This window comes from Acinetobacter sp. WU_MDCI_Abxd143 (genome assembly GCF_025514195.1).
Lineage (GTDB): Bacteria > Pseudomonadota > Gammaproteobacteria > Pseudomonadales > Moraxellaceae > Acinetobacter > Acinetobacter pittii_H.
Map to the genome: position 1 here is coordinate 1 of NZ_JAHPTH010000016.1, position 23,002 is coordinate 23,002.

27 protein-coding genes and 1 tRNA gene are annotated in these 23,002 nt (G+C 39.4%); 19 read left to right on the forward strand and 9 right to left on the reverse strand.

Going from position 1 to position 23,002, the window contains the following annotated elements; all coding sequences use genetic code 11:
• Window position 1 precedes the first annotated feature (1 nt).
• Window positions 2-77: transfer RNA gene (locus KTI79_RS17550), tRNA-Gly, on the reverse strand.
• Between the two features lie 230 nt (window positions 78-307).
• Here KTI79_RS17550 and KTI79_RS17555 point away from each other — a divergent pair.
• The 5 genes from KTI79_RS17555 to KTI79_RS17575 all read left to right on the forward strand — a co-directional run bounded on the left by KTI79_RS17555 (window position 308) and on the right by KTI79_RS17575 (window position 3,141).
• Window positions 308-616, forward strand: a complete 309-nt coding sequence (locus tag KTI79_RS17555; protein ID WP_063097921.1) for a BolA family protein — start codon at window positions 308-310, stop codon at window positions 614-616.
• Window positions 617-627: 11 nt separating this feature from the next.
• The gene (locus KTI79_RS17560; RefSeq protein WP_005071964.1) at window positions 628-1,020 is read left to right on the forward strand and encodes a SirB2 family protein; all 393 of its coding nucleotides are present in this window, start codon (window positions 628-630) and stop codon (window positions 1,018-1,020) included.
• Between the two features lie 76 nt (window positions 1,021-1,096).
• Window positions 1,097-1,939 carry a ParA family protein gene (locus tag KTI79_RS17565; RefSeq protein ID WP_086266229.1) on the forward strand — a complete coding sequence of 281 codons (843 nt, stop codon included), beginning with the start codon at window positions 1,097-1,099 and terminating at the stop codon, window positions 1,937-1,939.
• A gap of 10 nt (window positions 1,940-1,949) precedes the next feature.
• On the forward strand, window positions 1,950-2,336 hold the full coding sequence (locus KTI79_RS17570) for a hypothetical protein (protein WP_002114091.1): 387 nt from the start codon (window positions 1,950-1,952) through the stop codon (window positions 2,334-2,336).
• A 214-nt stretch (window positions 2,337-2,550) separates the two neighbouring features.
• On the forward strand, window positions 2,551-3,141 hold the full coding sequence (locus tag KTI79_RS17575; protein WP_063097923.1) for a LysE family translocator: 591 nt from the start codon (window positions 2,551-2,553) through the stop codon (window positions 3,139-3,141).
• 7 nt (window positions 3,142-3,148) lie between these two features.
• On the opposite strand, the gene KTI79_RS17580 is transcribed toward KTI79_RS17575, so the two are convergent.
• Window positions 3,149-3,790, reverse strand: coding sequence for a DedA family protein (locus KTI79_RS17580; RefSeq protein ID WP_063097924.1), 642 nt, complete (start codon window positions 3,788-3,790; stop codon window positions 3,149-3,151).
• Between the two features lie 194 nt (window positions 3,791-3,984).
• Between KTI79_RS17580 and KTI79_RS17585 the strand changes: the two genes are divergently transcribed.
• Window positions 3,985-4,422 (forward strand): DoxX family protein, encoded by a 438-nt coding sequence (locus tag KTI79_RS17585; RefSeq protein WP_199964136.1) that lies wholly within the window; start codon window positions 3,985-3,987, stop codon window positions 4,420-4,422.
• Window positions 4,423-4,487: 65 nt separating this feature from the next.
• Here the strand turns inward: KTI79_RS17585 and KTI79_RS17590 are convergent, their stop codons facing one another.
• Window positions 4,488-5,705, reverse strand: a complete 1,218-nt coding sequence (locus KTI79_RS17590) for a DUF445 domain-containing protein (RefSeq protein WP_014208114.1) — start codon at window positions 5,703-5,705, stop codon at window positions 4,488-4,490.
• A gap of 385 nt (window positions 5,706-6,090) precedes the next feature.
• On the opposite strand from KTI79_RS17590, the gene guaA reads away from it, so the two are divergent.
• The 6 genes from guaA to KTI79_RS17620 all read left to right on the forward strand — a co-directional run bounded on the left by guaA (window position 6,091) and on the right by KTI79_RS17620 (window position 11,022).
• Entirely contained in the window at window positions 6,091-7,659 is a 1,569-nt protein-coding gene (gene guaA, locus KTI79_RS17595; protein WP_002114136.1) for a glutamine-hydrolyzing GMP synthase, read from the forward strand.
• A gap of 190 nt (window positions 7,660-7,849) precedes the next feature.
• Window positions 7,850-8,365: a PadR family transcriptional regulator gene (locus tag KTI79_RS17600; protein ID WP_086266227.1), complete on the forward strand. Its 516-nt coding sequence runs from the start codon at window positions 7,850-7,852 to the stop codon at window positions 8,363-8,365.
• A 60-nt stretch (window positions 8,366-8,425) separates the two neighbouring features.
• Window positions 8,426-8,731: a DUF3861 domain-containing protein gene (locus tag KTI79_RS17605; RefSeq protein ID WP_086266226.1), complete on the forward strand. Its 306-nt coding sequence runs from the start codon at window positions 8,426-8,428 to the stop codon at window positions 8,729-8,731.
• A gap of 158 nt (window positions 8,732-8,889) precedes the next feature.
• The gene (locus tag KTI79_RS17610) at window positions 8,890-9,837 is read left to right on the forward strand and encodes a pirin family protein (RefSeq protein WP_086266225.1); all 948 of its coding nucleotides are present in this window, start codon (window positions 8,890-8,892) and stop codon (window positions 9,835-9,837) included.
• A complete protein-coding gene (locus KTI79_RS17615; RefSeq protein ID WP_046813010.1) occupies window positions 9,834-10,241 on the forward strand; it encodes an OsmC family protein in 408 nt (135 codons plus the stop codon). The genes KTI79_RS17610 and KTI79_RS17615 overlap by 4 nt, the downstream gene beginning before the upstream one ends.
• A gap of 112 nt (window positions 10,242-10,353) precedes the next feature.
• A complete protein-coding gene (locus tag KTI79_RS17620; RefSeq protein ID WP_025466580.1) occupies window positions 10,354-11,022 on the forward strand; it encodes a glutathione S-transferase in 669 nt (222 codons plus the stop codon).
• A gap of 41 nt (window positions 11,023-11,063) precedes the next feature.
• Here the strand turns inward: KTI79_RS17620 and KTI79_RS17625 are convergent, their stop codons facing one another.
• Both KTI79_RS17625 and argS read right to left on the reverse strand, forming a co-directional pair.
• The gene (locus KTI79_RS17625) at window positions 11,064-11,678 is read right to left on the reverse strand and encodes an SPOR domain-containing protein (protein ID WP_005804763.1); all 615 of its coding nucleotides are present in this window, start codon (window positions 11,676-11,678) and stop codon (window positions 11,064-11,066) included.
• A gap of 158 nt (window positions 11,679-11,836) precedes the next feature.
• Window positions 11,837-13,627, reverse strand: a complete 1,791-nt coding sequence (argS, locus tag KTI79_RS17630) for an arginine--tRNA ligase (RefSeq protein WP_086266224.1) — start codon at window positions 13,625-13,627, stop codon at window positions 11,837-11,839.
• Window positions 13,628-14,121: 494 nt separating this feature from the next.
• Here argS and KTI79_RS17635 point away from each other — a divergent pair, with 494 nt between their 5' ends.
• Window positions 14,122-15,819, forward strand: coding sequence for an NAD-dependent malic enzyme (locus KTI79_RS17635; protein WP_002114135.1), 1,698 nt, complete (start codon window positions 14,122-14,124; stop codon window positions 15,817-15,819).
• 44 nt (window positions 15,820-15,863) lie between these two features.
• On the opposite strand, the gene KTI79_RS17640 is transcribed toward KTI79_RS17635, so the two are convergent.
• Complete coding sequence (locus KTI79_RS17640) at window positions 15,864-16,784, reverse strand: Dyp-type peroxidase (protein WP_057086146.1); 921 nt, start codon at window positions 16,782-16,784, stop codon at window positions 15,864-15,866.
• A 158-nt stretch (window positions 16,785-16,942) separates the two neighbouring features.
• Here KTI79_RS17640 and KTI79_RS17645 point away from each other — a divergent pair, with 158 nt between their 5' ends.
• Window positions 16,943-17,569, forward strand: a complete 627-nt coding sequence (locus KTI79_RS17645; protein ID WP_005071994.1) for a LysE family transporter — start codon at window positions 16,943-16,945, stop codon at window positions 17,567-17,569.
• 1 nt (window position 17,570) lies between these two features.
• Here KTI79_RS17645 and znuB read toward each other — a convergent pair whose 3' ends face one another.
• From znuB to KTI79_RS17660, 3 genes are read right to left on the reverse strand one after another with little or no spacing between them, the layout of a single operon-like run.
• Entirely contained in the window at window positions 17,571-18,380 is an 810-nt protein-coding gene (gene znuB, locus KTI79_RS17650) for a zinc ABC transporter permease subunit ZnuB (RefSeq protein WP_005804758.1), read from the reverse strand.
• Between the two features lie 3 nt (window positions 18,381-18,383).
• A complete protein-coding gene (znuC, locus tag KTI79_RS17655; RefSeq protein WP_057086147.1) occupies window positions 18,384-19,172 on the reverse strand; it encodes a zinc ABC transporter ATP-binding protein ZnuC in 789 nt (262 codons plus the stop codon).
• Window positions 19,145-19,642 carry a transcriptional repressor gene (locus KTI79_RS17660; protein WP_002114130.1) on the reverse strand — a complete coding sequence of 166 codons (498 nt, stop codon included), beginning with the start codon at window positions 19,640-19,642 and terminating at the stop codon, window positions 19,145-19,147. Before KTI79_RS17660 ends, znuC begins: the two co-directional genes overlap by 28 nt.
• A gap of 127 nt (window positions 19,643-19,769) precedes the next feature.
• Between KTI79_RS17660 and KTI79_RS17665 the strand changes: the two genes are divergently transcribed.
• From KTI79_RS17665 to KTI79_RS17685, 5 genes are all read left to right on the forward strand, one after another.
• Window positions 19,770-20,609 carry a metal ABC transporter solute-binding protein, Zn/Mn family gene (locus KTI79_RS17665; RefSeq protein WP_199964137.1) on the forward strand — a complete coding sequence of 280 codons (840 nt, stop codon included), beginning with the start codon at window positions 19,770-19,772 and terminating at the stop codon, window positions 20,607-20,609.
• Window positions 20,610-20,779: 170 nt separating this feature from the next.
• Window positions 20,780-21,178, forward strand: coding sequence for an ATP synthase subunit I (locus KTI79_RS17670; protein WP_002114124.1), 399 nt, complete (start codon window positions 20,780-20,782; stop codon window positions 21,176-21,178).
• A 104-nt stretch (window positions 21,179-21,282) separates the two neighbouring features.
• On the forward strand, window positions 21,283-22,158 hold the full coding sequence (gene atpB / locus KTI79_RS17675) for a F0F1 ATP synthase subunit A (RefSeq protein WP_002114072.1): 876 nt from the start codon (window positions 21,283-21,285) through the stop codon (window positions 22,156-22,158).
• Between the two features lie 84 nt (window positions 22,159-22,242).
• Window positions 22,243-22,488 carry a F0F1 ATP synthase subunit C gene (gene atpE, locus KTI79_RS17680; protein ID WP_000424060.1) on the forward strand — a complete coding sequence of 82 codons (246 nt, stop codon included), beginning with the start codon at window positions 22,243-22,245 and terminating at the stop codon, window positions 22,486-22,488.
• 38 nt (window positions 22,489-22,526) lie between these two features.
• On the forward strand, window positions 22,527-22,997 hold the full coding sequence (locus KTI79_RS17685) for a F0F1 ATP synthase subunit B (RefSeq protein WP_001024691.1): 471 nt from the start codon (window positions 22,527-22,529) through the stop codon (window positions 22,995-22,997).
• Window positions 22,998-23,002 lie beyond the last annotated feature (5 nt).

Consider the following 23,002-nt stretch of genomic DNA (forward strand, 5'->3'; position numbering starts at 1 on the left):
TTGGAGCGGGAAACGAGACTCGAACTCGCGACCCCAACCTTGGCAAGGTTATGCTCTACCAACTGAGCTATTCCCGCGTGCCGCTTATAATACATTAAGCAAAACAAGGGTCAACAACTTTATGCAAATAATTATGCTGATTGCATAAAATAAAAACAGAAATGAGCATTTAGTGGTATTTCTATTGTTAAGTTGCCGAATAAATAGACATTTTGTTTGAAGTCAAAGCATACAAGAGCAACTTTTGTTTGTGTGTAGACAAGGTATACTAGGTTCAAATATACGCATAATCGTAAAAGGAAAAGCTATGAGCCTTGAACAACAGTTGATTGAACGGTTACAAACACTTGCACCTAGCCATTTGGAAGTTATTAATGAGTCTGCTGGGCACGGTGGTTATTTTCCAGGTAAAGAATCTCATTTTAAAGTGATTATAGTGAGCGAAGAGTTTAATGGATTGCGTTTGGTTCAACGTCATCAAAAAGTATACGCGTTAGCTTCTGATTTAATGAATCCAGGCCAAATTCATGCTTTAGCGATTCATGCTTATTTGCCAAGTGAGTGGCAAGGTCAAGCACCTGCTAGCCCAGAATGTGCACATGCACCTAAAAGCTAAGGGTTAATTTCATGGATGCACATTTACTCACTAAAATTATTCATATGACTGCGGTAGCTGCCGCACTTATGGTCTTTGTTTTACGCGCTTCAACTCTGTTTATAGGTGTTCAAGGTGAACAACCCAATCCAGCAGGGCGTAAAGTATTAGTTGCCTTACAACATTTGTCGTTTACCGTGGTTTTCATTACGGGTGCAATTTTGTTAGTCATGAAAGACTTTCAAGTACAACCGTGGTTTTACGCTAAAATTATTCTATTTTTAGTGTTGTTATCTTCCCTGATGAAAGCCTTTAAAAAAGATGACACTCTTTTATTGGCACAGCGCCGTGCAGGTTTAGTTATTAGTGCGATTGCATTTATTGCTATTATTATCTTAGTGATTGTGAAACCTGTTTTTGCTTAATTGTTCTACATTCTTTGCCTTTTTGATTAAGCTCTAGGTTAAACTGCGTACAGTAAAATAATATGCAGAGGGAAACATGTTAACTCGTGTGGTGTTTAACCAAAAAGGCGGTGTAGGGAAATCAAGTATTACCGTAAATTTGGCTGCCATTAGTGCCAAACATGGCTTAAGAACATTGGTGATCGATCTTGATCCTCAAGCCAATTCTAGTCAGTATCTTTTAGGTGATGAAGCAACCTATTCTGCTGAAAAATCAACTTTAGAGCCAAATATAGAAAATTTCTTTGATGATGTGTTGGGCAACAATCAACAAAAAGGTCTAATCGGTAATGCATTAGGTTCAATTTTAAAAGCTCCAAGAAATAAAGATCTCGACAGTTTTGTTCATTCAACTCCTTTTGCAAAATTAGATGTGCTTCCAGCAAGTCCGACACTGGGTGCGCTTGAACATGCGCTTGAAAGTAAACATAAAATTTATAAATTACGTGATTCGATCCAAAACTTAGTCGGGCGATATGACCGTATCTATATAGACACACCACCAGCATTTAACTTTTTTACTCTCTCTGCTCTGATTGCGGCAGATAAAGTACTTATACCTTTCGACTGTGATGTTTTTTCAAAGCGTGCGTTACAAACATTGATTGAAAATGTTCTCGAAACGCAAGATGATCATAATGATCGCTTGGAAATTGAAGGAATTGTGGTGAATCAATTCCAATCCCAAGCAAAATTACCTCGGGAAGTGGTTCAGCAGTTAAAAGATGAAGGGTTGCCTGTACTCAATAGCATGTTACCCCCTTCGATTTTGATGAAAGAATCGCATCAGAAAAATTTACCTTTGGCCCATTTGGCACCCGAACATAAATTGACTCAAGCGTATGAGACATTGTTTGGTGAGATTGAGCCAAAACGATAAGAGAAAAATGATGAAAGGCTTATATATTGCGCCTTTAGTGGCAGCCACTTTACTTCTTGGCGCTTGTGCTACAACGGTAAAACCGACTTATGTGTCTCCGACACAATATCAATCTTTGAGTTGCCAACAGCTACAAAGTGAATATAACCGTATTCAGCAATATATCGACAATGGAGTGCAAACTCCAAAAAGTACAGGTATGGGTGTTGGTCTTGGACTCGGCGGTGGCTGGGGACGAGGTGGTTGGGGATTCGGTCCATCTATTTCTGTAAATATGGGGCAATCTTCTTCAACGAAAAACACCGAACTTTCACGTGTTTTAGGCCAACAAGAAGCAATTGTTCAGGCTGCTCAGTTTAAGAATTGTCCAATTATTGTTCGTAAAAAGACCAATTAATAGTCAACTTTGCATCACAATATGCTAATTAAGGCATGTTGTGATGGATAAAGTTTAGCAAAATGTTTCATAATAAAATCAATATAAATAAATTAGTTATTAGTTTTTAAGCTTCAAAAATCCTGTATTTTCTGTAATCAATAAGCCTCATAAACTTGCTATATTTTGCCTGTTTCGTTTAAGGTGGCCCCATCTTGGATATTATGGAAACTTTATGATTGAGAGTTGGTTTTTTGTATTAGCAATGTTGGCTGTTTTGCTCATTCCGGGGCCGACAAATGCTTTACTTGCAACCGCAGCTCATTCTCAAGGTTTATCTAAAGCTTTTTGGCTTATTCCAATGGAATGGTTAGGCTATGCTTATGGCATTAGCTTCTGGGCTGTATTTATTCATTTGGCAGCTCCAGTTTGGCCTGCTCTATTGCTCATTTTGCATATTACAAGTGTGGCATATGTGTTCTGGATGGCATTCCGATTATGGAAAACTACCCATTTACAACAATTTAGTCAAACTCACCGTAATATTCGCCCACGTCAATTATTCTTCTCAACCTTAAAAAATCCGAAATCCTTACTTTTTGCCGCAGGTATTTTTCCAGCCGAAACATGGAATTCGCCTGAAAATTGTCTAATTGTATTTGGTATTTTTACATTGACGCTCATTCCAGCTGCAAGTTTCTGGATGTTTTTTGGGCGTGCATTATTGACGGGCCCAGTACAGAAAATAAAAGCCGATCATTTATATAAAGGATCGGCTATGTTGCTTATTTTATGTATGCTTCCAGTGGTATTCCGCTTCTTTTAAACCAATCTCAAATCTTGGCTTTTCGGTTTTTTAGTTTTTCACGAATAAAGCCGATGATACCCGGTAAAACGCTAATAATAATGATGCCAAAAATAAGATGAGTGAAGTTATCTTTAACGATTGGCATATTTCCAAATAGATAGCCCAACGCTACAAAAGAAGCGACCCAACAAAATGCGCCAATCACATTATAAGTTAAGAAAAACTTATAGTTCATGCTGCCAGCGCCAGCAACAAAAGGGGCAAAGGTGCGGGCAAATGGAATGAAACGGGCAAAAATAATTGTTTTTCCACCATGGCGAGCAAAGAATTCTTGAGTTTTAATTAAATGCTGCTTATTAATGAATCGGGAATTCATTTCAAACACACGTGGACCGATAAAACGTCCAATATGGTAGTTCACTGTGTCACCTAAAACGGCAGCAATGAAGAGTAGAGCCCCCAATAACCATGGATCCATCGCACCTGTAGATGCTGCTAAAGCACCAGCTGCAAATAGTAAACTATCTCCGGGTAAAAACGGCATAACCACTAAACCGGTTTCGACAAAGATAATTAAAAATAAAATGCCATAAATCCACGTCCCGTAGTTTGTAATAAACTCGGCGAGATGCTGATCAACGTGTAGAATAAAATCAATAAGTTCCATGAGATGATTAAGTGGTAAACCGTGCTCAAATCCTAGCAGTGAGCCTATAGAAAGTCAGTATAAAACATCAAAAATATACAAATTGATCATCCTGTTTGTGCAACGATATATATGGATTTTGAGTATTTAATTATCAATGTCCCAAACCTAGAATGAGCTCATCAATAAATAAGCATTTAAATAAAGGTGGCAAAATGTTTAATCCAAATGTAGTGGTCAAAAATATCGTAACGCAATCAGGCGCGGACAGTTTTATTAGCCTTGTTGCTCGTCTTCTTATCGCCTATATCTTCCTTGTTGCAGGTTGGGGGAAAATTACTGGTTATGCAGCAACTGCTGGATATATGGAATCAATGGGGGTTCCGGGTGGAATTCTTCCATTAGTTATCTTGGTTGAGTTTGGTGGTGGTTTAGCTTTATTGTTTGGTTTCCAAGCACGCTTTGCAGCTTTTGGTCTTGGTATCTTTAGTATTTTAACTGCATTCTTGTTCCACCAAGGTGGGGCTGATGCAGCTACACAATACAATAATGGCATCCATTTTATGAAAAACTTAGCAATGGCAGGTGGTTTATTCTTCTTGATGCTTCATGGTGCTGGCCGTATTAGTTTAGATCATGCAATTGAAAAATAAGATTTAAGACAAAATAAACCCGGATGAGCAATTCATCCGGTTTTTTACTTCTTTATTTTAAAAAATTAAAGCATAAATTGGATTTGCAACTCCCCAACCACGAATCCAAGAACTGCGCCGACTGCAATCAAGGCCCACTCATCTTCTTTAAATGCAGGACGTAACATCCCTTCAAATTCAGAAGGTGTTAATTTTTGCATACGTTCAATGAGTGTACTACGAATATTCATTGCATCTTCTGCATAAGACTCTACATATTTCATCGTCTCTGGAAGCTGTTGCATAATACGTTCAGCAACTTGTGATTTCATATTCTGATATTTTTCTCCGCCAATTGCATATACAACTAACGGACGAATAACCCCAGCTTGCATATCAATTTCTTGTTTGACATGGCGGTTAACCAGATCAATAACACGCGCTGAATGTGTACCCGAAAATAACTCTTCCATCATGTGACGTGAAGTTAAAAGCTGTTTAGAAATTAAAGCTGCATAGTCAGCTGCAACTTCATTTTGACGTTTAATGAACAGACCTTGCCATGTGTAACCCAATATCTTTTTAGGATAAAGTGGTCTAAACATCATTTGTAGTGCAATCCAGTCACTGAAGAAACCCACAAAACCACCAAACAAAGGTAGCATCCAAGGATATTTTCCTTGAGTGACAATCCAGCACAGCATCTGAATCACACCGATACCGAAACCAAATACAAAACCTACATTACTGAAAAATTTAAATTCTTGTTTCCCTACACGTTTAAAAATATTGTTGAGTAAACGTTTATCTTTAAGCAAGTTGCTGATAACAAGATGTTTAATATCAAAGTATCGATTCACATCACGCTGTACTTCGCTCATGATGTGTTCAACGATTTCGGGTGCTTTGGATTGCACACGACGGATGAGTCTTTGGCGAGCAAATTCTGGCATGCCTTCCCATAAACCGGGCTGATACTCTTGAGCAACGTCACGGGTAATATCTTCAGCCGCTGCAAGTAGAGGTTTTTCTATTTCTTTGGCAATACGTTTAGGATCTAGGCGTGCAAAAATTTCTTCAGGTTTAATCAGCTTTGCTGTCATGAGCTCAACAGCAATGGTTGCCATTTTCTCGGCTTTGCGAGGCACAATGCCTTGCCAACCCAAAAATGGTTTAATACCTTTAAATTCAAGTGGTGAAAACATCATCTGGATGGCAACCACCTTGGTGATATAGCCAATTAAACCACTCATAAAAGGAATAGAGACATACAACCAAAAATGTTGCTGGAAATCTGCAATCATAGTTTGAAGCATTGTTGTTCCTTAGATTTCTATTGATTTTGATAGGGGGCAACAAGCCATAAAAATGGATAATTGTTTAAGCACAGACAAATATCGCTTATGGTATTTACCTTTCCATGGTAATGCCTGTTTTATCGGGTCATCTTAACATCAAATCCAAGACGATGTTGGATAGAATGTGATGAATTTATCAATACACATGGAGTTTTTAAGCGTAACCCATACAGTTGATAAATATAAGTAAATTTTGATTTATATCAAACAATTCAATTATAGAAATGATTCTGATATGAAAAAAATAAGATATATAATGATTTGCGGTGCGTCGAAGCGCGAAAAATGTTAAAATGGCGCGCTTAATTCTTTTGCCATTTAGTGGTTTGTCATGACTACCAATACTCAAATTACTGAAGATCGTATCCTGATTTTGGATTTCGGCTCTCAATATAGTCAGCTCATTGCACGTCGTGTGCGTGAAGCTGGTGTTTACTCTGAAATGTATGCTTTTGATATGTCTGAAGAAGACATTCGCGCTTTTAAGCCAAATGGCATTATTTTGTCAGGTGGACCTGAGAGTGTGCATGAAGAAGGCAGCCCTCGTGCACCACAAGTGGTGTTTGAGTTAGGCGTTCCAGTATTGGGTATTTGCTATGGCTTGCAAACTATGTCTGAACAGTTAGGCGGTAAAGTTGAGCCTGGTACTGTGCATGAGTTTGGTTATGCCGAAGTTGATATTGTTAAACGCGACCAACTGATTGGCAACTTACAAGACCGTGAAAACCAACTTCATGTTTGGATGAGTCATGGCGATAAAGTTAGCCAAATTCCAGAAGGCTTTACGATTACTGCAAGCACACCAAGTTGTCCAGTTGCTGCTGTAAGTGATGAAGCACGTCGTTTCTATGGCGTGCAATTCCACCCAGAAGTAACACACACGGCAAAAGGTGAAGAGTTACTTGCGAACTTCGTTCATAAAATTTGTGGATGCGGTGGTCTTTGGACACCTGAACACATCATTGATTTACGTGTAGAACAATTACGTGAACAAATCGGTAATGAAAAAGTTCTTTTAGGCCTTTCTGGTGGTGTTGACTCATCTGTCGTTGCTGCTCTTTTACATAAAGCAATTGGCGACCAGTTAACATGTGTATTTGTTGATAATGGTTTACTTCGCTTAAACGAAGGCGATCAAGTGATGCAAATGTTTGCTGAAAACATGGGTATCCGTGTTATTCGTGCAGATGCTGAACAACGTTTCTTAACTGCATTGGCTGGTGAAGTTGATCCAGAGAAAAAACGTAAAATCATTGGCCGTGAGTTTATTGAAGTATTTGCTGAAGAAGCACGTAAACTTGATGGTGTGAAATTCTTGGCACAAGGTACGATTTACCCAGACGTAATCGAATCTGCTGCAAGCAAACAAGGTAAAGCACATGTAATTAAATCACACCATAACGTGGGTGGTTTACCAGAAGATTTAGCATTTGAATTGGTAGAACCTTTACGCGACTTGTTCAAAGACGAAGTTCGTAAATTAGGTACTACACTTGGCTTGCCACATAGCATGATTTACCGTCATCCATTCCCGGGCCCTGGTTTAGGTGTTCGTATTTTGGGTGAAGTGAAAAAAGAATATGCAGATATTCTTCGTCTTGCTGATGACATCTTCATGCAAGAGCTTCGCGACAGCGGTTGGTATGATAAAACTGCTCAAGCATTTGCTGTGTTCCAACCAGTTAAGTCAGTTGGCGTAGTAGGTGACGGTCGTCGTTATGCATGGGTAATTGCGCTTCGTGCAGTTGAAACGGTTGACTTTATGACAGCTCGTTTTGCACATTTACCATACGAATTGGTTGATAAAATCTCAACGCGTATTATGAATGAAATTAAAGATGTATCACGTGTTGTATATGACGTGTCATCTAAACCACCAGCAACAATTGAGTGGGAATAATTTTCTGCTGTTTATTGTTAAAGAAAAGGACGCATTAGCGTCCTTTTTTATTACTTAGCTTTTAAAGCTCAAAATTAATTTTGATAACTATCAAAGCAATAGATCAACTCTTATTACTTTTACTTGATAAAAGATATATTAAGATATATCTTAATGCATATAAATTAAACAGATTCGAGAATTTTTAAAGATGAAACAACAATCAGAACATCATCATATTGAACACAATGAACATCACCGCTTGGGGCGCCGTGGCAGACTTTTTGAAGCTGGACGTATGAAACTTTTAGTACTTCATCTCATTCAGAAAAGCCCAAAGCATGGCTATGAAATCATTAAAGAAATAAGTGATTTGGTAGGCGATGGCTATACGCCAAGTGCAGGAACAATTTATCCGACGTTAACTAGCCTTGAAGAAATGAATTTAATTAATTTGCTAGACGTAGAACGTAAGCAATATCAAATCACGGAATTTGGGAAAGCTTACTTAACTGAACAACAAGACAAATTGAACGAGCTATTAGAAAAACTACGCTTAAGACGAGAAATCCACAGTAATGATGAATTAATCGAAATTCATCGTGCAATGGAAAACCTAAAAACAGCCTTACGTTTGAAGTTGAACTCTGCTGGTTTTCAACAAGAGCAGATTTTTCAAATTGCCGAAAAAATTGACCAAGCTGCGGTTGCGATTGGGCGCCTATAAGTCGACCTTAAGCAAATTGAAATTATTCAAAGTTATTAATTTTTAAGAGAGAATTTTTATATGAAACAACATCAATATCATGTCACGGTTCAACACTTAAAAAATGCGAAAGGAGAGGCCTCTACCTATACTGAACGTCTTGAATTCTATACGGGAAATCATGACGATATTTTTGAAATTGTTGAGCGCTTAAAAAAAGCAGATTTTTTTGATGATGAAACAACAAAATCTTTTGGTGTTGGCTTGAAGTTATTTAGTGAAGTCATGTTAGAAAATCGAGACCATCCACTATTTCAAGAGTTTCTCCCACAATTCGGACAATTCATGAAAAACCTAAAACAGCTCGTTAAAACTCAATCAACTTAAGCTGCTCAGTGCAGCTTTTATTTTTCTATAATTAAAAAATGGATTGTCTCATTCATAGCACCCTGTGTATTACTAAAAGACTATATTGAATAATGAATGTATTGTTAAGATCAATATAACAACTCATTGCAAAAGCATAGGTAAAAGAGAGTAATATCATGAGCAATAATAATGATTACGATATTTCTGATTCAAAGGATTGCGAGAAATTTGCCAATCAGTTTATTCAGGAGTTTCCAATTCGCTCTGCTGAAATTGGACAGGGGACAGTCATTAAGCGGGCTTTACCTAGCCGACAAAAACGAATGATTGGTGCGTGGTGTTTCTTAGATCATGCCGGCCCAGTGACCTTCCCTGCGGGTGATGGTTTAGATGTTGGTCCTCATCCTCACATTGGTTTGCAAACCTTCACGTGGATGATTGAAGGCACCATGATGCATACCGATAGCTTAGGCTCAAAACAACTAATTCGTCCTAAGCAAGTTAATTTGATGACAGCGGGACACGGAATTTCGCATACAGAAGTTGCACCTGATACAGAAACTCAAATGCATGCTGCTCAGCTCTGGATTGCTTTACCAGATGATAAGCGCAACATGGATCCGAAATTTGAACATTATCCTGAACTGCCTGTGGTTGAGAAAGACGGTCTAGAATTTACCGTGCTTGTGGGTGAATATTTGGCAACTACTTCTCCAGTCTCGGTACATACGCCATTAGTGGGTGTTGACTTAATTGCTACTGAAGATACTAAAACCCGCATTCCATTAAATCCTGAGTTTGAATATGGTTTTATGGCATTAGATGGTGTTGCCCATGTGAATGGCCATGAGTTAACGGCTGACAACATGGTGGTATTAGATACGGGTCTTAGTGAGATCGAAATTGAAGTAAAGAAAGGGAACCGTGTGCTGTTAGTTGGTGGTGAACCGTTTGAAACTCCAATTTTACTGTGGTGGAATTTTGTTGCACGTACAATGGATGATTTAAAAGAAGCCCGTGAGCAATGGATTAACCATGATGCACGTTTTGGTGAGATTCCAGATTATGTTGGTGCACGTTTAGAAGCCCCTGTTCTTCCAGATCAAATGAGAGCATCAAAATGACAGCAGTAATCGCAAGCAGTAAAGCAAAGCCCCTTACTGAACAATGGAAGGGCGAAATTACCAGTGGTCGCCACCAATATTTTTGTGATGAGCCAGAGAAGTTAGAAGGGCAAGATCAAGGCCCAGCACCATATGATTTGCTTACTGGAAGTTTAGCAGCGTGTACGCTCATTACTTTAAGAATGTATGCAAAGCATAAGGGTTATGATTTTGGTGAGTTTTCGGTTGAAATTGATTTTCATACCAATAGAGAGCATGAAGAACACATAGAACGTCGTATTGTTTTTAAAGACTTGCCAAACGAAGAGCTTCAACAAAAAATCTTAGCAGTATGCGGTAAAACCCCAGTCACTAAAACTTTGTTACGTAGTTTAGACATTCATACTGTGCTTGTTACAGCCTAAAAATGCTATTTTGTTGAGGTGGATGATTTTATATCCATCCCACAAATGGAATAAAGCAGCATGTTCACATGCTGTTTTTTATTTAAAAAGAAAAATAAAAGCAGGCAATAATATGATTAGTGTACACCACCTGGAATGTTCGCGTTCATTTCGAATTTTATGGGCTTTAGAAGAGTTAGGCTTGGATTATGATATTCACTACTATCAACGCTTACCTAATTACTCTGCTCCAGAAACATTGAAATGTATTCATCCATTAGGTAAAGCTCCAATTTTGACTGATGATGAGCAAGTCATCGCAGAATCTGCTGTGATTTTAGAATATCTGCAGCAGCATTATGATCAAAAGCAACAATTTAAACCTACACAACCTCAAGATTTACAGCAATATATTTACTGGATGCACTATGCTGAAGGTTCGCTTATGCCACTACTGGTCATGACTTTGGTCATGAATAATGTAAATAAGCATGTGCCATGGTTAATTCAGCCAGTAGCAAAAAAAATCACAGAAGGGGTGAAAGCAAATTTTGTTCGCCCGCGTATGAAAGATCATATTAGTTTTTTAGAAAACTATTTGGCAGAGCATGAATATTTTGCAGGTGACTTTTCCTTTGCTGATATTCAAATGAGTTTCCCTTTAGAGGCTTTGCAAACGCGTTTGCAAGGTAAGTATCCTCATATTCAGGCTTTTTTACATCGTATTCGGCGAAGGGTAGCGTTTCAAAAAGCGAAAAAAAAGGGAATTGGTTCCAATGAAAGGAATTGTGCTGATATTTAAAAGAAAAGGAACAAATATTTGTTCCTTTTTTTATTTTCACTTTACTTGCGTTTGATCACAATAGAATCAATACCGCTGTGTTGTAAGGTTTGCTGCGCAGCCAAAGCAGCGTCTTGAGTGTCATATGGTCCGGAAATAACACGATACCATGTTTGTCCGTTTTCAGTACTTTTGACTACATCAGCAGATAAGCCATTTAAAATGATTTCTGCACGGCGGGCATCAGCCTGATCAGGATCGTTATAACTACGAACTTGTAAAATATAGGTAGGTTGCTGAGGAGTTGTAGCTGACTGATTCGGGTCAATTCCTACACTTTCAGAGGCAGCTGGTTGAGTGGTACTTGGTGCCTCAACGATCATAGCAGTGCCTTGATTTTTGCTTTCAGGGATCGCTTGTTCAGGAATAGGGGTAACCTGTTGTTGAGGCAAGAGGTCGTAGAAGCGATAATCTTTATTAGTATCTTCTTCTTGATAATGTTCAGAAGTAATCTGATTTTTCGCAGGAACAGGTTGCCAAGGTTTCCAAAGCATAAGCATTACAGCGATACATAAGACCGCCAAAATAGCGACAAGTGTCCCTAACCATTTGGGAATTAGGGGCTTTTTAGGCTTGTTAGGTCTTTCAGATACACCGCGTTGCGTTTTGCCAAACACGTGGATTATTCCTCTGTATTTTGATTGTTTTTTAATTCGAGTTTGATTCTCGTCTTACGATGCTAAAAACAGTGGTCTGTATTCGCTATCTTAATTATACAAACCACCGCTTACTATATATTGCATGACCTTTGTTTTGCTGTCATGCAATATATTTATTACATAGATTCTGGTGCAGATACACCAAGTAATTCTAAACCATTACGAAGCACTTGTTGTACATTGATTGAAAGCAATAAACGGGCTTGTGTAAGCTCTGCATCATCGCTTAATACTTTATGTTCATTGTACCAACCATGGAACAGGGCAGCTAACTCTTTTAAGTAGTTACCAACCTGATGAGGTTCATATGCATTTGCAGCACGTAATACCGCGTCTGGGTATGCTGCCAGTTTAGCAAGAATCTCAGTTTCTGCATCAAGAGACAAGCGAGCTGCATGTGGACGAGCAGCGTTTACATCGAATTGTAAATCTGTGCTTGCTGCTTTTTCTAACATACGACAAATACGTGCGTGTGCATATTGAATATAGTACACAGCATTGTCTTTACTTTGTGAAACAGCAAGGTCAAGGTCAAAGTCGATGTGTTGTTCGCTCTTGCGCATTACGTAGTAGAAACGAGCTGCGTCATTGCCCACTTCTTTACGCAAGTCACGTAAAGTTACGAACTGGCCAGAACGAGAAGACATTTGAACCATCTCGCCACCACGCCATAAACTTACGAACTGAACTAAAAGAACAGTCAATTTCTTAGAGTCGTAACCCATTGCATCAATCGCCGCTTTTACGCGAGAAATATAGCCATGGTGGTCAGAGCCCCAAATATCGATTAAGTCCGTATAACCACGTTGTAGTTTATTTAAGTGGTATGCAATGTCAGATGCAAAGTAAGTCGTTTGGCCGTTACGACGCTTAACAACACGGTCTTTTTCATCACCAAATTCAGTTGACTTGAACCAGATGTTGCCATCTTTTTCATAAAGGAAGCCACGTTGATCTAACGTTTCTAAAGCTTCATCAATTTTTGCACTAAGTGATGCTTCACTGAACCATTGATTGAACGTTACACCAAAATCAGCAAGGTCATCTTTAATATCATCTAAAATGGCGTGAAGGGCAGCTTGATGAAATACGCGGTAGCCTTCACCCAATAATTGTTGTGAGTTGGCAATAAGGCCATCAATATGCTTTTCTTTATCACCAGATAACACAACTTTGTTGCCTTCGCTATCTAGCTCTTCAGCATATTGTACATCTTCTGGTACATCTTTATAAACATTCGCAACTTCACGAACGTAAGCATCACCATCTTTATCAATGATGCCTTGTGCGATTTCTTTAACGTAATCGCCTTGATAAGCATTTTTAGGGAATACAAGGTTTTGTCCAAGTAGTTCCAAATAACGTAAATAAGTAGAAGTCGCCAAAATATCCATTTGACGGCCAGCATCATTCACGTAGTACTCGCGGTCAACTTTAGCACCCGTGGCTTCAAGTAAATTAGCAACAGTCATACCGTATGCCGCACCACGTCCATGACCTACGTGTAGGCTAGACGTTGGGTTTGCAGAAACAAATTCGACTTGAATCTTTTTCGCTGCATTTGCTTGGCTACGACCAAAAATTTCTTTTTGTGCTTGAATTTGATCAAGAATAGCAAAACGCTGGTCTGCATTTAAAAAGAAGTTAATAAATCCGGGTCCTGCGATTTCAGCTTTACTGATATCTGCCACTTCTGGTAATGCAGCTAGAACTTTCTCAGCTAAATCGCGTGGTTTCATACCAGCAGCTTTCGAGCCGATCATAGCAATATTAGAAGCAAAGTCGCCATGGCTTCGGTCTTTGGTGCGTGTTAAGTTGCTTGTGTTTTTCCAGTCGGAAGGAAGCACCCCTTCTTGTTGAAGAGTTTGCACTGCATGGTCGAGAGCTGCTTGTATTGCCGTATTCATATCAATCGAAAATAGATGTCGCAGAAAAACGTCAAATATAGCAAATTTCCGATGACTTAGGGGAGGGGATTTAATATTCCAATAATTCTTTATGCAAATTACTGATGATTATTTTTTAAATGAATGTTGGTTGATGAATCCCCTTATTATTCTGAAAATAAAGAATTACAAGCCTTTTGGGCAGTTTTTGTGAGTAAATTATGTGTTTAATTTAATGCTATTTTCTGAGGAAATACCTATTGCCGCTAAATCATATAATTATTGCTTTTAAAATTGAGAAAATAAAAGAAATTTTTAAAATTATAAAAACATTAATGCGCTGATTTTTATCATTTATTTTTAAACATGTTTTAACTAAATAGTGTTCAATTTTAACATCACGGTTTAAAATATCTATTTTGATCGAATTAGGCTTAAGCTTATACGCACAAAGAGTTTTAGAGACCATACAAAACGTGTTTTTCTCTACTCTAAGCTGGAAAATGAGATAGGCAATGATATCAGGACACCCAAGTAAACATCCCCTTTATATCCCATATGCAGGTTTTACACTTTTAGAGTTACCACTTTTAAATAAAGGTTCGGCTTTCACTGAAGAAGAAAGAAGTAACTTTAACTTACACGGTTTACTCCCCCATATTATTGAAACTATTGAAGAGCAGAGCCAGCGCTCTTATCAGCAATATTGCGCTTTTACTGATGATATCAATCGACATATCTATTTGCGTAATATCCAAGATACCAACGAAACCTTGTTCTATCATTTAATCGAAAATCATCTTGAAGAAATGATGCCGATTATTTATACCCCAACAGTGGGTGAAGCATGTCAGCGTTTCTCAGATATCTACCGTCGTCATCGTGGTGTTTTTATTTCATATCCAGATCGAGATGTAATTGATGATATTTTGCAAAACGTAAATAAAAATAATGTAAAAGTGATCGTGATTACTGATGGTGAGCGTATCTTAGGTCTTGGCGACCAAGGCATTGGTGGTATGGGTATTCCTATTGGGAAACTTTCACTTTACACCGCTTGTGGTGGAATTAGCCCAGCCTATACATTACCAATCACAATTGATGTGGGGACGAATAATCCACAATTACTAAATGATCCGATCTATATGGGTTGGCGTCAGCCACGTATTAGTGGTGATGAATATTATGCATTTGTCGATATGGTGATTGAAGCTGTAAAGCGTCGTTGGCCAAAAGCATTAATTCAGTTTGAAGATTTCGCACAAAAAAATGCGATGCCACTTCTAGAAAAATATCGCGATAAAATTTGTTGTTTTAACGATGATATTCAAGGAACAGCAGCGGTATCTGTAGGTAGTTTGATTGCTGCTAGTCGTGCAGCAGGCAAGCAATTAAAAGATCAAACAATTGCTTTCTTAGGTGCGGGCTCTGCGGGATGTGGTATTGCAGAGCAAATTGTTGCACAAATGGTTGCTGAAGGTCTGACTGATTCTGAAGCCCGTGCACGCGTTTATATGGTGGATCGTTTTGGTTTGATTACCGAAAATCAGCCAAACTTATTGGACTTCCAACGCAAATTGGCGCAAAAAGCTGAAGTGGTTGATCAATGGGGCAATATTGAAGAAGTGATTTCACTCCTTGATGTTGTTAAAAATGCTAAGCCTACAGTGTTAATTGGTGTTTCTGGTCAACCAGGTCTCTTCACAGAAGAGATTATTAAGACCATGGCAGCGAATTGTGAACGCCCAATAGTCATGCCATTGTCTAACCCAACTTCACGTGTTGAAGCAGTACCGGCTGATATTGTGGAATGGACTGAAGGTAGAGCATTAATTGCAACAGGTAGCCCGTTTGCTCCTGTGAATCATCACGGCAAGCTTTATAATATTTCTCAGTGTAATAACTCGTACATTTTCCCGGGCATTGGCTTAGGGGTGGTGGCATCGGGTGCTAAACGCGTTACTGAAAATATGTTAATGGCTTCAAGTAGTGCTTTAGCGAATTGCTCGCCATTACTGAAAGATCCGCAAGCTGATTTATTGCCACCTTTAGGTGAAATTCAGCAAGTCTCTAAAGTGATTGCATTTGAAGTTGCCAAAGCTGCAATGGCCGATGGCGTGGCAGTAACGATTAGTGATGATTTGCTACAGCAAAAAATTGATCAATCATTCTGGAAACCTGAATACCGCAAATATAAGCGTATTCCTTTCTAAGGTTGAGAACGTAAAAAGAGGAGCTTAAGCTCCTCTTTTTTATTTTAGTCTTCTAAAACTTCTTCTAGCAATTCTTCACTAGGTGCGAAGTAATATGCACCGTCTAATGGTGTCACGAAATGCAATAAGCGATCATGGATACCGTCTCCACTTGTACCAAACATACGTTTTAACATGGCATCAATAATATTTAGGTCCTTGGTGTACGCAATGAAAAATAAACCCTGATCACCTCTGCCGTCGCCATAAGGCAGACTATGACGCAAGATTTCCATTTCTTCGCCTTCATCATCTTCGACAACAGTACGTGCGACATGAGCATTTTCTGGTTTAACGTCATCATCTAGTTCAATTGACTCAAGCTTAGTACGACCCATGACATTTTCTTGAGCATCAACTTTTAGTTTTTTCCATTTTTCTAAGTCATGTGCATAACGTTGCGCGAAAATGAAACTGCCATCAGCAAAAACTCCCGCGCTTTCTGGCAATAGAGCTGTTTCTGCACGGTCATCTGGAAATTGAGGGTTTTCTGTACCGTCTATAAAGCCTGTAATATCTCGGCCATCAAAATAGCGGAAGCAAACACGCTCATCAAGAACTTCAACTTTATCTTTAATACCTTCAAAAAATGCTTGGCTTAATGCAAAACAAATATCAGAACGCATACTAGCAATATGGATGAGGACATCAGCTGGTACGACTGGCATATTGAATGCGCCGTTTTCTGGTTCAAGTTGTTTAAAGCCAGCAGGAGATTGACTGTAAAGTTGTTTCCAAAGTTCTGGACCAAAAGCGACTGCTGTTTTAATTTGCGCGTCTGAATGCTGAGTAATGAGACGGTCGCGTGTTTCAAACAACGCTTCAAGTTGTTCTTTTAATTCATCAATTGATAAGTCTTTTAAACGAAGAACAATAAAACGAGCATGATCTGATGGCAACGGCAAAATGACAGATTGAGCAGTCATTGGAAGGTATCTCCTCAATTATAATTTAGTATGAGCTTTAATTATTGTGCCTGATGCGAAGAGCGGTTAGTAGTCTATTTCTTGATTTTATTGTTTGAATTCTCATCAATATAGTTTTATAAAACAGTATAATTCCACTTTTATTGTCTATTTTTACTATGTCTTTGCAAGTTTGGTTTGCCTATATGTTGGCCTGTTGGGTCATTAGTGTTTCTCCGGGTGCGGGAGCTATTGCCTCAATGTCGAGTGGCCTAAATTATGGCTTTAGACATGGTTACTGGAATGCAATTGGTTTACAAGTTGCCTTGGTGCTTCAAATTATGGTGGTGGCAGCAGGTGTCGGGGTCTTATTTGCAACGACTCCTTTAGCTTTTCAGGCCGTTAAGTGGTTTGGCGTAGCCTATTTATTATATTTAGCCTATTTGCAGTGGACAGCACCTGTAAAAGATATAGAAATTCAACAAGAAAAAAGAGATAAATCTGCTTTAGCTCTGCTATTAAATGGTTTTGTAGTCAATATTAGTAATCCTAAAGCGATCGTATTTTTATTGGCAGTTTTGCCGCAGTTTTTAGATTTGAGTAAGCCTCAATGGATACAATATCTAATTATGGCAGCCACTATGATTACGATCGATTTGATTGTAATGGCTGGATATACGGGGCTGGCATCCAAGGTTTTAAGATTACTTCGATCCCCTAGACAGCAAAAATATTTAAATCGGGGCTTTGCTGTAATGTTTAGCTGTGCGGCTTTATTATTGAGCACTGTTCATCAGGCGTCCTAAGTTAAGCCGCCTGTGTTTGATTTTTTACTTTTTGAGTTATAAAAATAACAGCAAAACTTAATGCCATACATAAAACAATACTAAGACCTGTAGAGATATTGAGTGCTGCACTTGACCATAAACCGACACTAACACCGAGCTGGGCTAACACGAATGCCCAAATAACCATTTGCTTTGGTGAGTTTGCTAGTAGGCGAGCGCTTAAGGCTGGTATTACGAGTAATGCACCCATTAGCAAAGAACCTACAGCACGCAAAGCTAAAACTGTAAATAAAGCTAATAACAGCATAAAAATAAGTCGTTGCCAGTTTGCATTCACCCCTTCACTAATTGCGATATCTGGATCAATTGCAAACTGTATTTGTGGCTGCCAAAACCGATAAAGAATTACGAGCGATATCGCAATAATTAAAGTGAAAACAGGAAGATCTGGCCAATCAATACTCAATAAGTCACCAAACAAATAACTTAAAAGCTCGGGTCTTAAACTTGGAACATGTTGAATAAATAGTAAACCGCTACAGAGTAATGTTGCTGAACATAAGGCTAGCAGAGCATCATTGGGTAAACGGTTGTCATGTAAAGCCCATAAAACGCCTACCAGTAAAACCGCTGTACCTGCAACTCCAAGCCATAATGGAAGACTTAAAGCTCCCGCAATAGCTACCCCAAGTAGTGTTCCGTGCGCCATTGTGTCAGCAAAAAAAGACATGCGTCTCCAAAGCATCAGACACCCCAGTGGTGCAGTCAAAAATACCAGCAGAGTTCCCATAATCCATGCGGGTAACAATAATTGTAACCATTCCATCATGGCTTAAGCTTCCGGTTCTGGGTGAATGTGAGGACGGTCATTATGAGGGCAGGGGTGTGCAGCATCACCGTGAGCACAATGGTCATGATGATGTTGGTAGAAAACCCTTTGAGTTCCAAATATTGCCTGATATTCAGGGTGTTGCTGAATATTCTCGGGTAGCCCACTACAGCAAATATGTTTATTTAAACACACTACGCGGTGTGTTCCTTGCATAACCCATTGTAAGTCATGAGAGACAATTAAGATCGCACAACCATATCGTTCTGGCAGACTACGAACATAATCATAAAGTTCCGCTTCTGACTGAATATCTAGACCTTGCATGGGTTCATCAAGAACTAAAATATCTGGCTGACGAAGCAGTGCACGAGCCAATAGTACTCTTTGGCGTTCTCCACCTGAAAGTTGTTGTACTTTTGATTGTTGTAACTTTGAAATACCTGTGTCTTGAATAATTTCGTGACGCAGGGCAGAGCTGCATTTCTCTAAATCAAGAAGGTCCTGAACACGTAAAGGGAGACTGTGTGAAGGATTAAACTTTTGTGGCACATAAGCCATTTTAAGTTTTTTATGATTGATAACACGCCCACTACTCGGCTGGAGAATACCGAGTAGAACCTTTATCAGTGTTGATTTGCCAGCGCCATTGGGGCCAATTAAAGACACAATTTCATTTTCATGTAAGGCAAAATCAACTTTTTTTAATATATCCCGATCATCACGATGAACAGAAACCTGCTCAAGCTGAATTAATACAGGATTTAAGGAGTTGTGCGGCACTGTTGGCATTTCCCCGAAATTTCAATAATGCTGTGTTGAGCCACGAAGTCATCTGAAGCTGCAAGCTGGTCAAGTTGGTGTGTGAGGCCTTGAGAGGAAGCTTCTTTAACCATATGGCATTCGGTACAAATCAGGAATGCTGCTTGATGGCCTTCACGCGGGTGGCAGCAAGGAATATACGCATTAATAGAAGTTAGGCGGTGAATGAGGCCTTTTTCTAATAAGAAATCTAAAGTTCTATATACAGTCGGAGGTGCAGCAGGGCGATCAGTTTGACTTTTTATACGCGCCAATAAATCATAGGCACCCATTGGACCTGATGCATTTAAAATGAGTTCCAGAACTTCTTTGCGCAGAGGTGTAAGACGTGCGCCAGTGGCAGAACATAAACTTTCTGCTTCAGCTAAACGACTTGCGACATTATGGTGATCATGCACACCATGCAAAGAATCATGATGTTCATGCGAGCAGGAACTCATAGGGGTAACCTCGAATTTTTAACGGAATATTAGCATGAAGCGATGCTTCATTCGATTAATCTTAGGTATTTTTGTAACTTTGTTATATTATAACATGCTTCGAGCTAATTTAAATTGATGGTCTGTCATGTTCCGTTTTTTTGTTTTCAGTATGTTCTCACTTTTGAGTACGTTAGGGTGGAGTCAGGGTTTGGTGGTTTCTACACACCCGATTTATCTGATTGCAAAAGAAGTTACTCAAGGAGTTGAAGAACCACAACTCTTATTAAAGGGACAAACTGGGCATGACGTACAATTAACCCCAGCACACCGTAAAGCAATTAATGACGCGTCTTTGGTGATTTGGTTGGGTAAAGCGCATGAAGCGCCTTTAAATAAGTTATTAGGTAATAATAAGAAGGCAATTGCTCTATTGGATACTGGTATCGTTTCTGTTTTGCCCCAGCGTAGTACACGTGGTGTAGCTTTACCTAATACAGTAGATACACATGTATGGTTAGAACCTAACAATGCGGTTCGAATTGGTTTCTTTATTGCGGCTTTGCGCTCTCAGCAACATCCTGAAAATAAGGCAAAGTACTGGAATAATGCCAATGTGTTTGCTCGTAAAATGTTGCAGGCAGCACAAGCTTACGATAGTTCAAGTAATGGCAAACCGTATTGGGCATATCATGATGCCTATCAATATTTAGAGCGTTCACTAAACTTAAAATTCGCTGGTGCTTTAACAGATGACCCTCATGTTGCACCAACAGCAGCTCAAATTAAGTATCTTAATGATAGTCGACCAAAAAATCAGATGTGTTTGTTGGCAGAGAGTTTTACCACTAAGGGTCAATACCAAAAATTAGGTAACATTACTTTTCAGCCAGTAGACGAGAGCATGAATAATGAGGATGATTTCGTCACTGCATGGAAGAAACTGGCTATAAAAACAGATAAATGTGTATTAAGTACGCAAAAGTAAGATAAAAAGTAAACAAAGGTTGACTGTAGCGTCAGCACCACCTGTCATGAAAAACCCCGACTAAAGTCGGGAAAAGATTGCATGTTCAGGGGTGTAACTCTATAATGCCTGCGATTAAAAGCGATCATCAGCTAAACTTGTCAAGCATTTATGCTGTGAGTGGATAAATAATGAGCCAAACTAGTCGCTTGATTGACCGACGATTAGCAAAAGCTTTGGTCTTCTTACAAGCATGTATGATCCCTGTTTCCGCACTTGTGGCGTGGAGCATAAAAGACATGACAGCAGCATTAAGTGCGGCACTTGGTGCGTTGGTCTGCTGGCTTGCGACGAGTTATTTTTCGTGGCAATCCTTCAGAACAGCAGGTGCACGAGCATCAAAACAAGTGCTGTCTAACATGTATAGGGGCATGTTAGGCAAATTTGCAATCATGATCGTTGGATTTATTTTGATTTTGAGCAATGTTAAACCTTTATCACCGTTAGCATTGCTGTTTGGTTTTATTCTCGTTCAGGCAATGTCGTGGGTTGCTCCATTTTGGGTGTCACGTCTACAAAAACGGGTGTAGAAACAAGAAGAATTGAAGATTTTTTGGAGGGTGGCGAGATATCGACAGTACGCCGATGTTCGTTTCCCTTCTTTTTAGTAATTGACATTGACCAGGTGTGATTTATGGCTGCTGAAGAACATGCCCTCACTTCGACAGAGTATATCAAGCATCACTTGACCAATATGACCTATGGCAAAATGCCAGACGGTACATGGAAATTGGCTGAGACTGCTGAAGAAGCTCATTCGATGGGGTTCACTGCAATTCACTTGGATTCAATGGGTTGGTCAATTGGCCTTGGTGTGATTTTCTGTTTGATGTTCTGGATCGTTGCGAAAGCTGCAAATGCAGGTGTTCCAACTAAATTCCAGTCAGCAATCGAAATGATCATTGAGTTTGTTGACTCAAGTGTCCGTGATACTTTTCATGGCAAATCACGTTTAATCGCTCCGCTTGCACTCACTATTTTCGTGTGGATTTTCCTCATGAACTTAATGGACTTGATTCCAGTTGACTGGATTCCTCAAGTTGCAGCGTTTGTAGGTGCAAACGTATTTGGTATGGACCCTCACCACGTTTACTTCAAGATCGTTCCATCTACAGATCCAAACATTACTTTAGGTATGTCTTTATCTGTATTTGTACTTATCTTGTTCTACAGCATCCGCGAAAAGGGTGTTGGTGGTTTCGTTGGCGAGTTGGCACTTAACCCATTTAACCCAAGTAATCCAGTTGCAAAAGCGTTGCTTATTCCAGTGAACTTGATTTTGGAATTGGTAACATTCCTTGCTCGTCCGATTTCATTAGCTCTCCGACTATTCGGTAACATGTATGCCGGCGAGTTGATCTTTATCCTGATTGCTTTATTGCCGTTCTGGATTCAATGGGCGTTGTCTGTGCCTTGGGCGATCTTCCACATTCTTGTAATCACGTTGCAGGCATTCATCTTTATGATGCTTACCATCGTTTACTTGAGCATGGCAAGCGAAAAACATTAATGGTATTGCCTAACTATCAAATGATGGTTGGGCTGAATTTTTTTAATTTAATTTGGTAATAACCTAACCTCTGAGGAATTTTTCATGGAACTCACTTTAGGTCTAGTTGCAATTGCATCTGCTATCTTGATCGCTTTCGGTGCTTTGGGTACTGCGATTGGTTTTGGTCTTTTGGGTGGTCGCTTTTTAGAAGCTGTTGCTCGTCAACCAGAATTGGCTCCACAACTTCAAACTCGTATGTTCTTAATCGCGGGTCTTCTTGATGCTGTGCCTATGATCGGTGTTGGTATTGGCTTGTTCTTCATCTTCGCTAATCCATTTGTAGGTTAATCATCTTAATTCCTAAATCCACTATTTGAGGAATTGCAATGAATATCAACCTCACATTGATTGGTCAAGCGATTGCGTTTGCATTCTTTGTTGCATTCTGCATGAAGTTTGTTTGGCCACCACTAATCAATGCGATTAGTGAGCGTCAGCGTAAAATCGCTGATGGCTTAAATGCAGCAGAAAAAGCGAAAGCTGACCTTGCCGATGCACAAGCGCAAGTTAAGCAAGAACTTGATGCAGCTAAAGCACAAGCGGCTCAATTGATCGAACAAGCGAACCGTCGTGCAGCGCAATTGATCGAAGAAGCTCGTACTCAAGCTGCGGCTGAAGGTGAGCGTATTCGTCAACAGGCTAAAGAAGCTGTTGATCAAGAAATCAATTCTGCTCGCGAAGAATTACGTCAACAAGTAGCTGCTTTGGCAGTAACTGGTGCAGAAAAAATCCTGAACCAGCAAGTTGATGCAGAAGCTCATAACGCCATGCTGTCTCAGCTGGCTGCTAAACTTTAAGCGAG

Excerpts from the sequence above, each read along its gene's own strand:
- KTI79_RS17555 (WP_063097921.1), top strand. The coding sequence starts at position 308 with ATGAGCCTTGAACAACAGTTGATTGAACGGTTACAAACACTTGCACCT.
- KTI79_RS17560 (WP_005071964.1), top strand. The coding sequence starts at position 628 with ATGGATGCACATTTACTCACTAAAATTATTCATATGACTGCGGTAGCT.
- KTI79_RS17565 (WP_086266229.1), top strand. The coding sequence starts at position 1,097 with ATGTTAACTCGTGTGGTGTTTAACCAAAAAGGCGGTGTAGGGAAATCA.
- KTI79_RS17570 (WP_002114091.1), top strand. The coding sequence starts at position 1,950 with ATGAAAGGCTTATATATTGCGCCTTTAGTGGCAGCCACTTTACTTCTT.
- KTI79_RS17575 (WP_063097923.1), top strand. The coding sequence starts at position 2,551 with ATGATTGAGAGTTGGTTTTTTGTATTAGCAATGTTGGCTGTTTTGCTC.
- KTI79_RS17580 (WP_063097924.1), bottom strand. The coding sequence starts at position 3,790 with ATGGAACTTATTGATTTTATTCTACACGTTGATCAGCATCTCGCCGAG.
- KTI79_RS17585 (WP_199964136.1), top strand. The coding sequence starts at position 3,985 with ATGTTTAATCCAAATGTAGTGGTCAAAAATATCGTAACGCAATCAGGC.
- KTI79_RS17590 (WP_014208114.1), bottom strand. The coding sequence starts at position 5,705 with ATGATTGCAGATTTCCAGCAACATTTTTGGTTGTATGTCTCTATTCCT.
- guaA (WP_002114136.1), top strand. The coding sequence starts at position 6,091 with ATGACTACCAATACTCAAATTACTGAAGATCGTATCCTGATTTTGGAT.
- KTI79_RS17600 (WP_086266227.1), top strand. The coding sequence starts at position 7,850 with ATGAAACAACAATCAGAACATCATCATATTGAACACAATGAACATCAC.
- KTI79_RS17605 (WP_086266226.1), top strand. The coding sequence starts at position 8,426 with ATGAAACAACATCAATATCATGTCACGGTTCAACACTTAAAAAATGCG.
- KTI79_RS17610 (WP_086266225.1), top strand. The coding sequence starts at position 8,890 with ATGAGCAATAATAATGATTACGATATTTCTGATTCAAAGGATTGCGAG.
- KTI79_RS17615 (WP_046813010.1), top strand. The coding sequence starts at position 9,834 with ATGACAGCAGTAATCGCAAGCAGTAAAGCAAAGCCCCTTACTGAACAA.
- KTI79_RS17620 (WP_025466580.1), top strand. The coding sequence starts at position 10,354 with ATGATTAGTGTACACCACCTGGAATGTTCGCGTTCATTTCGAATTTTA.
- argS (WP_086266224.1), bottom strand. The coding sequence starts at position 13,627 with ATGAATACGGCAATACAAGCAGCTCTCGACCATGCAGTGCAAACTCTT.
- KTI79_RS17635 (WP_002114135.1), top strand. The coding sequence starts at position 14,122 with ATGATATCAGGACACCCAAGTAAACATCCCCTTTATATCCCATATGCA.
- KTI79_RS17640 (WP_057086146.1), bottom strand. The coding sequence starts at position 16,784 with ATGACTGCTCAATCTGTCATTTTGCCGTTGCCATCAGATCATGCTCGT.
- KTI79_RS17645 (WP_005071994.1), top strand. The coding sequence starts at position 16,943 with ATGTCTTTGCAAGTTTGGTTTGCCTATATGTTGGCCTGTTGGGTCATT.
- znuB (WP_005804758.1), bottom strand. The coding sequence starts at position 18,380 with ATGATGGAATGGTTACAATTATTGTTACCCGCATGGATTATGGGAACT.
- znuC (WP_057086147.1), bottom strand. The coding sequence starts at position 19,172 with ATGCCAACAGTGCCGCACAACTCCTTAAATCCTGTATTAATTCAGCTT.
- KTI79_RS17660 (WP_002114130.1), bottom strand. The coding sequence starts at position 19,642 with ATGAGTTCCTGCTCGCATGAACATCATGATTCTTTGCATGGTGTGCAT.
- KTI79_RS17665 (WP_199964137.1), top strand. The coding sequence starts at position 19,770 with ATGTTCCGTTTTTTTGTTTTCAGTATGTTCTCACTTTTGAGTACGTTA.
- KTI79_RS17670 (WP_002114124.1), top strand. The coding sequence starts at position 20,780 with ATGAGCCAAACTAGTCGCTTGATTGACCGACGATTAGCAAAAGCTTTG.
- atpB (WP_002114072.1), top strand. The coding sequence starts at position 21,283 with ATGGCTGCTGAAGAACATGCCCTCACTTCGACAGAGTATATCAAGCAT.
- atpE (WP_000424060.1), top strand. The coding sequence starts at position 22,243 with ATGGAACTCACTTTAGGTCTAGTTGCAATTGCATCTGCTATCTTGATC.
- KTI79_RS17685 (WP_001024691.1), top strand. The coding sequence starts at position 22,527 with ATGAATATCAACCTCACATTGATTGGTCAAGCGATTGCGTTTGCATTC.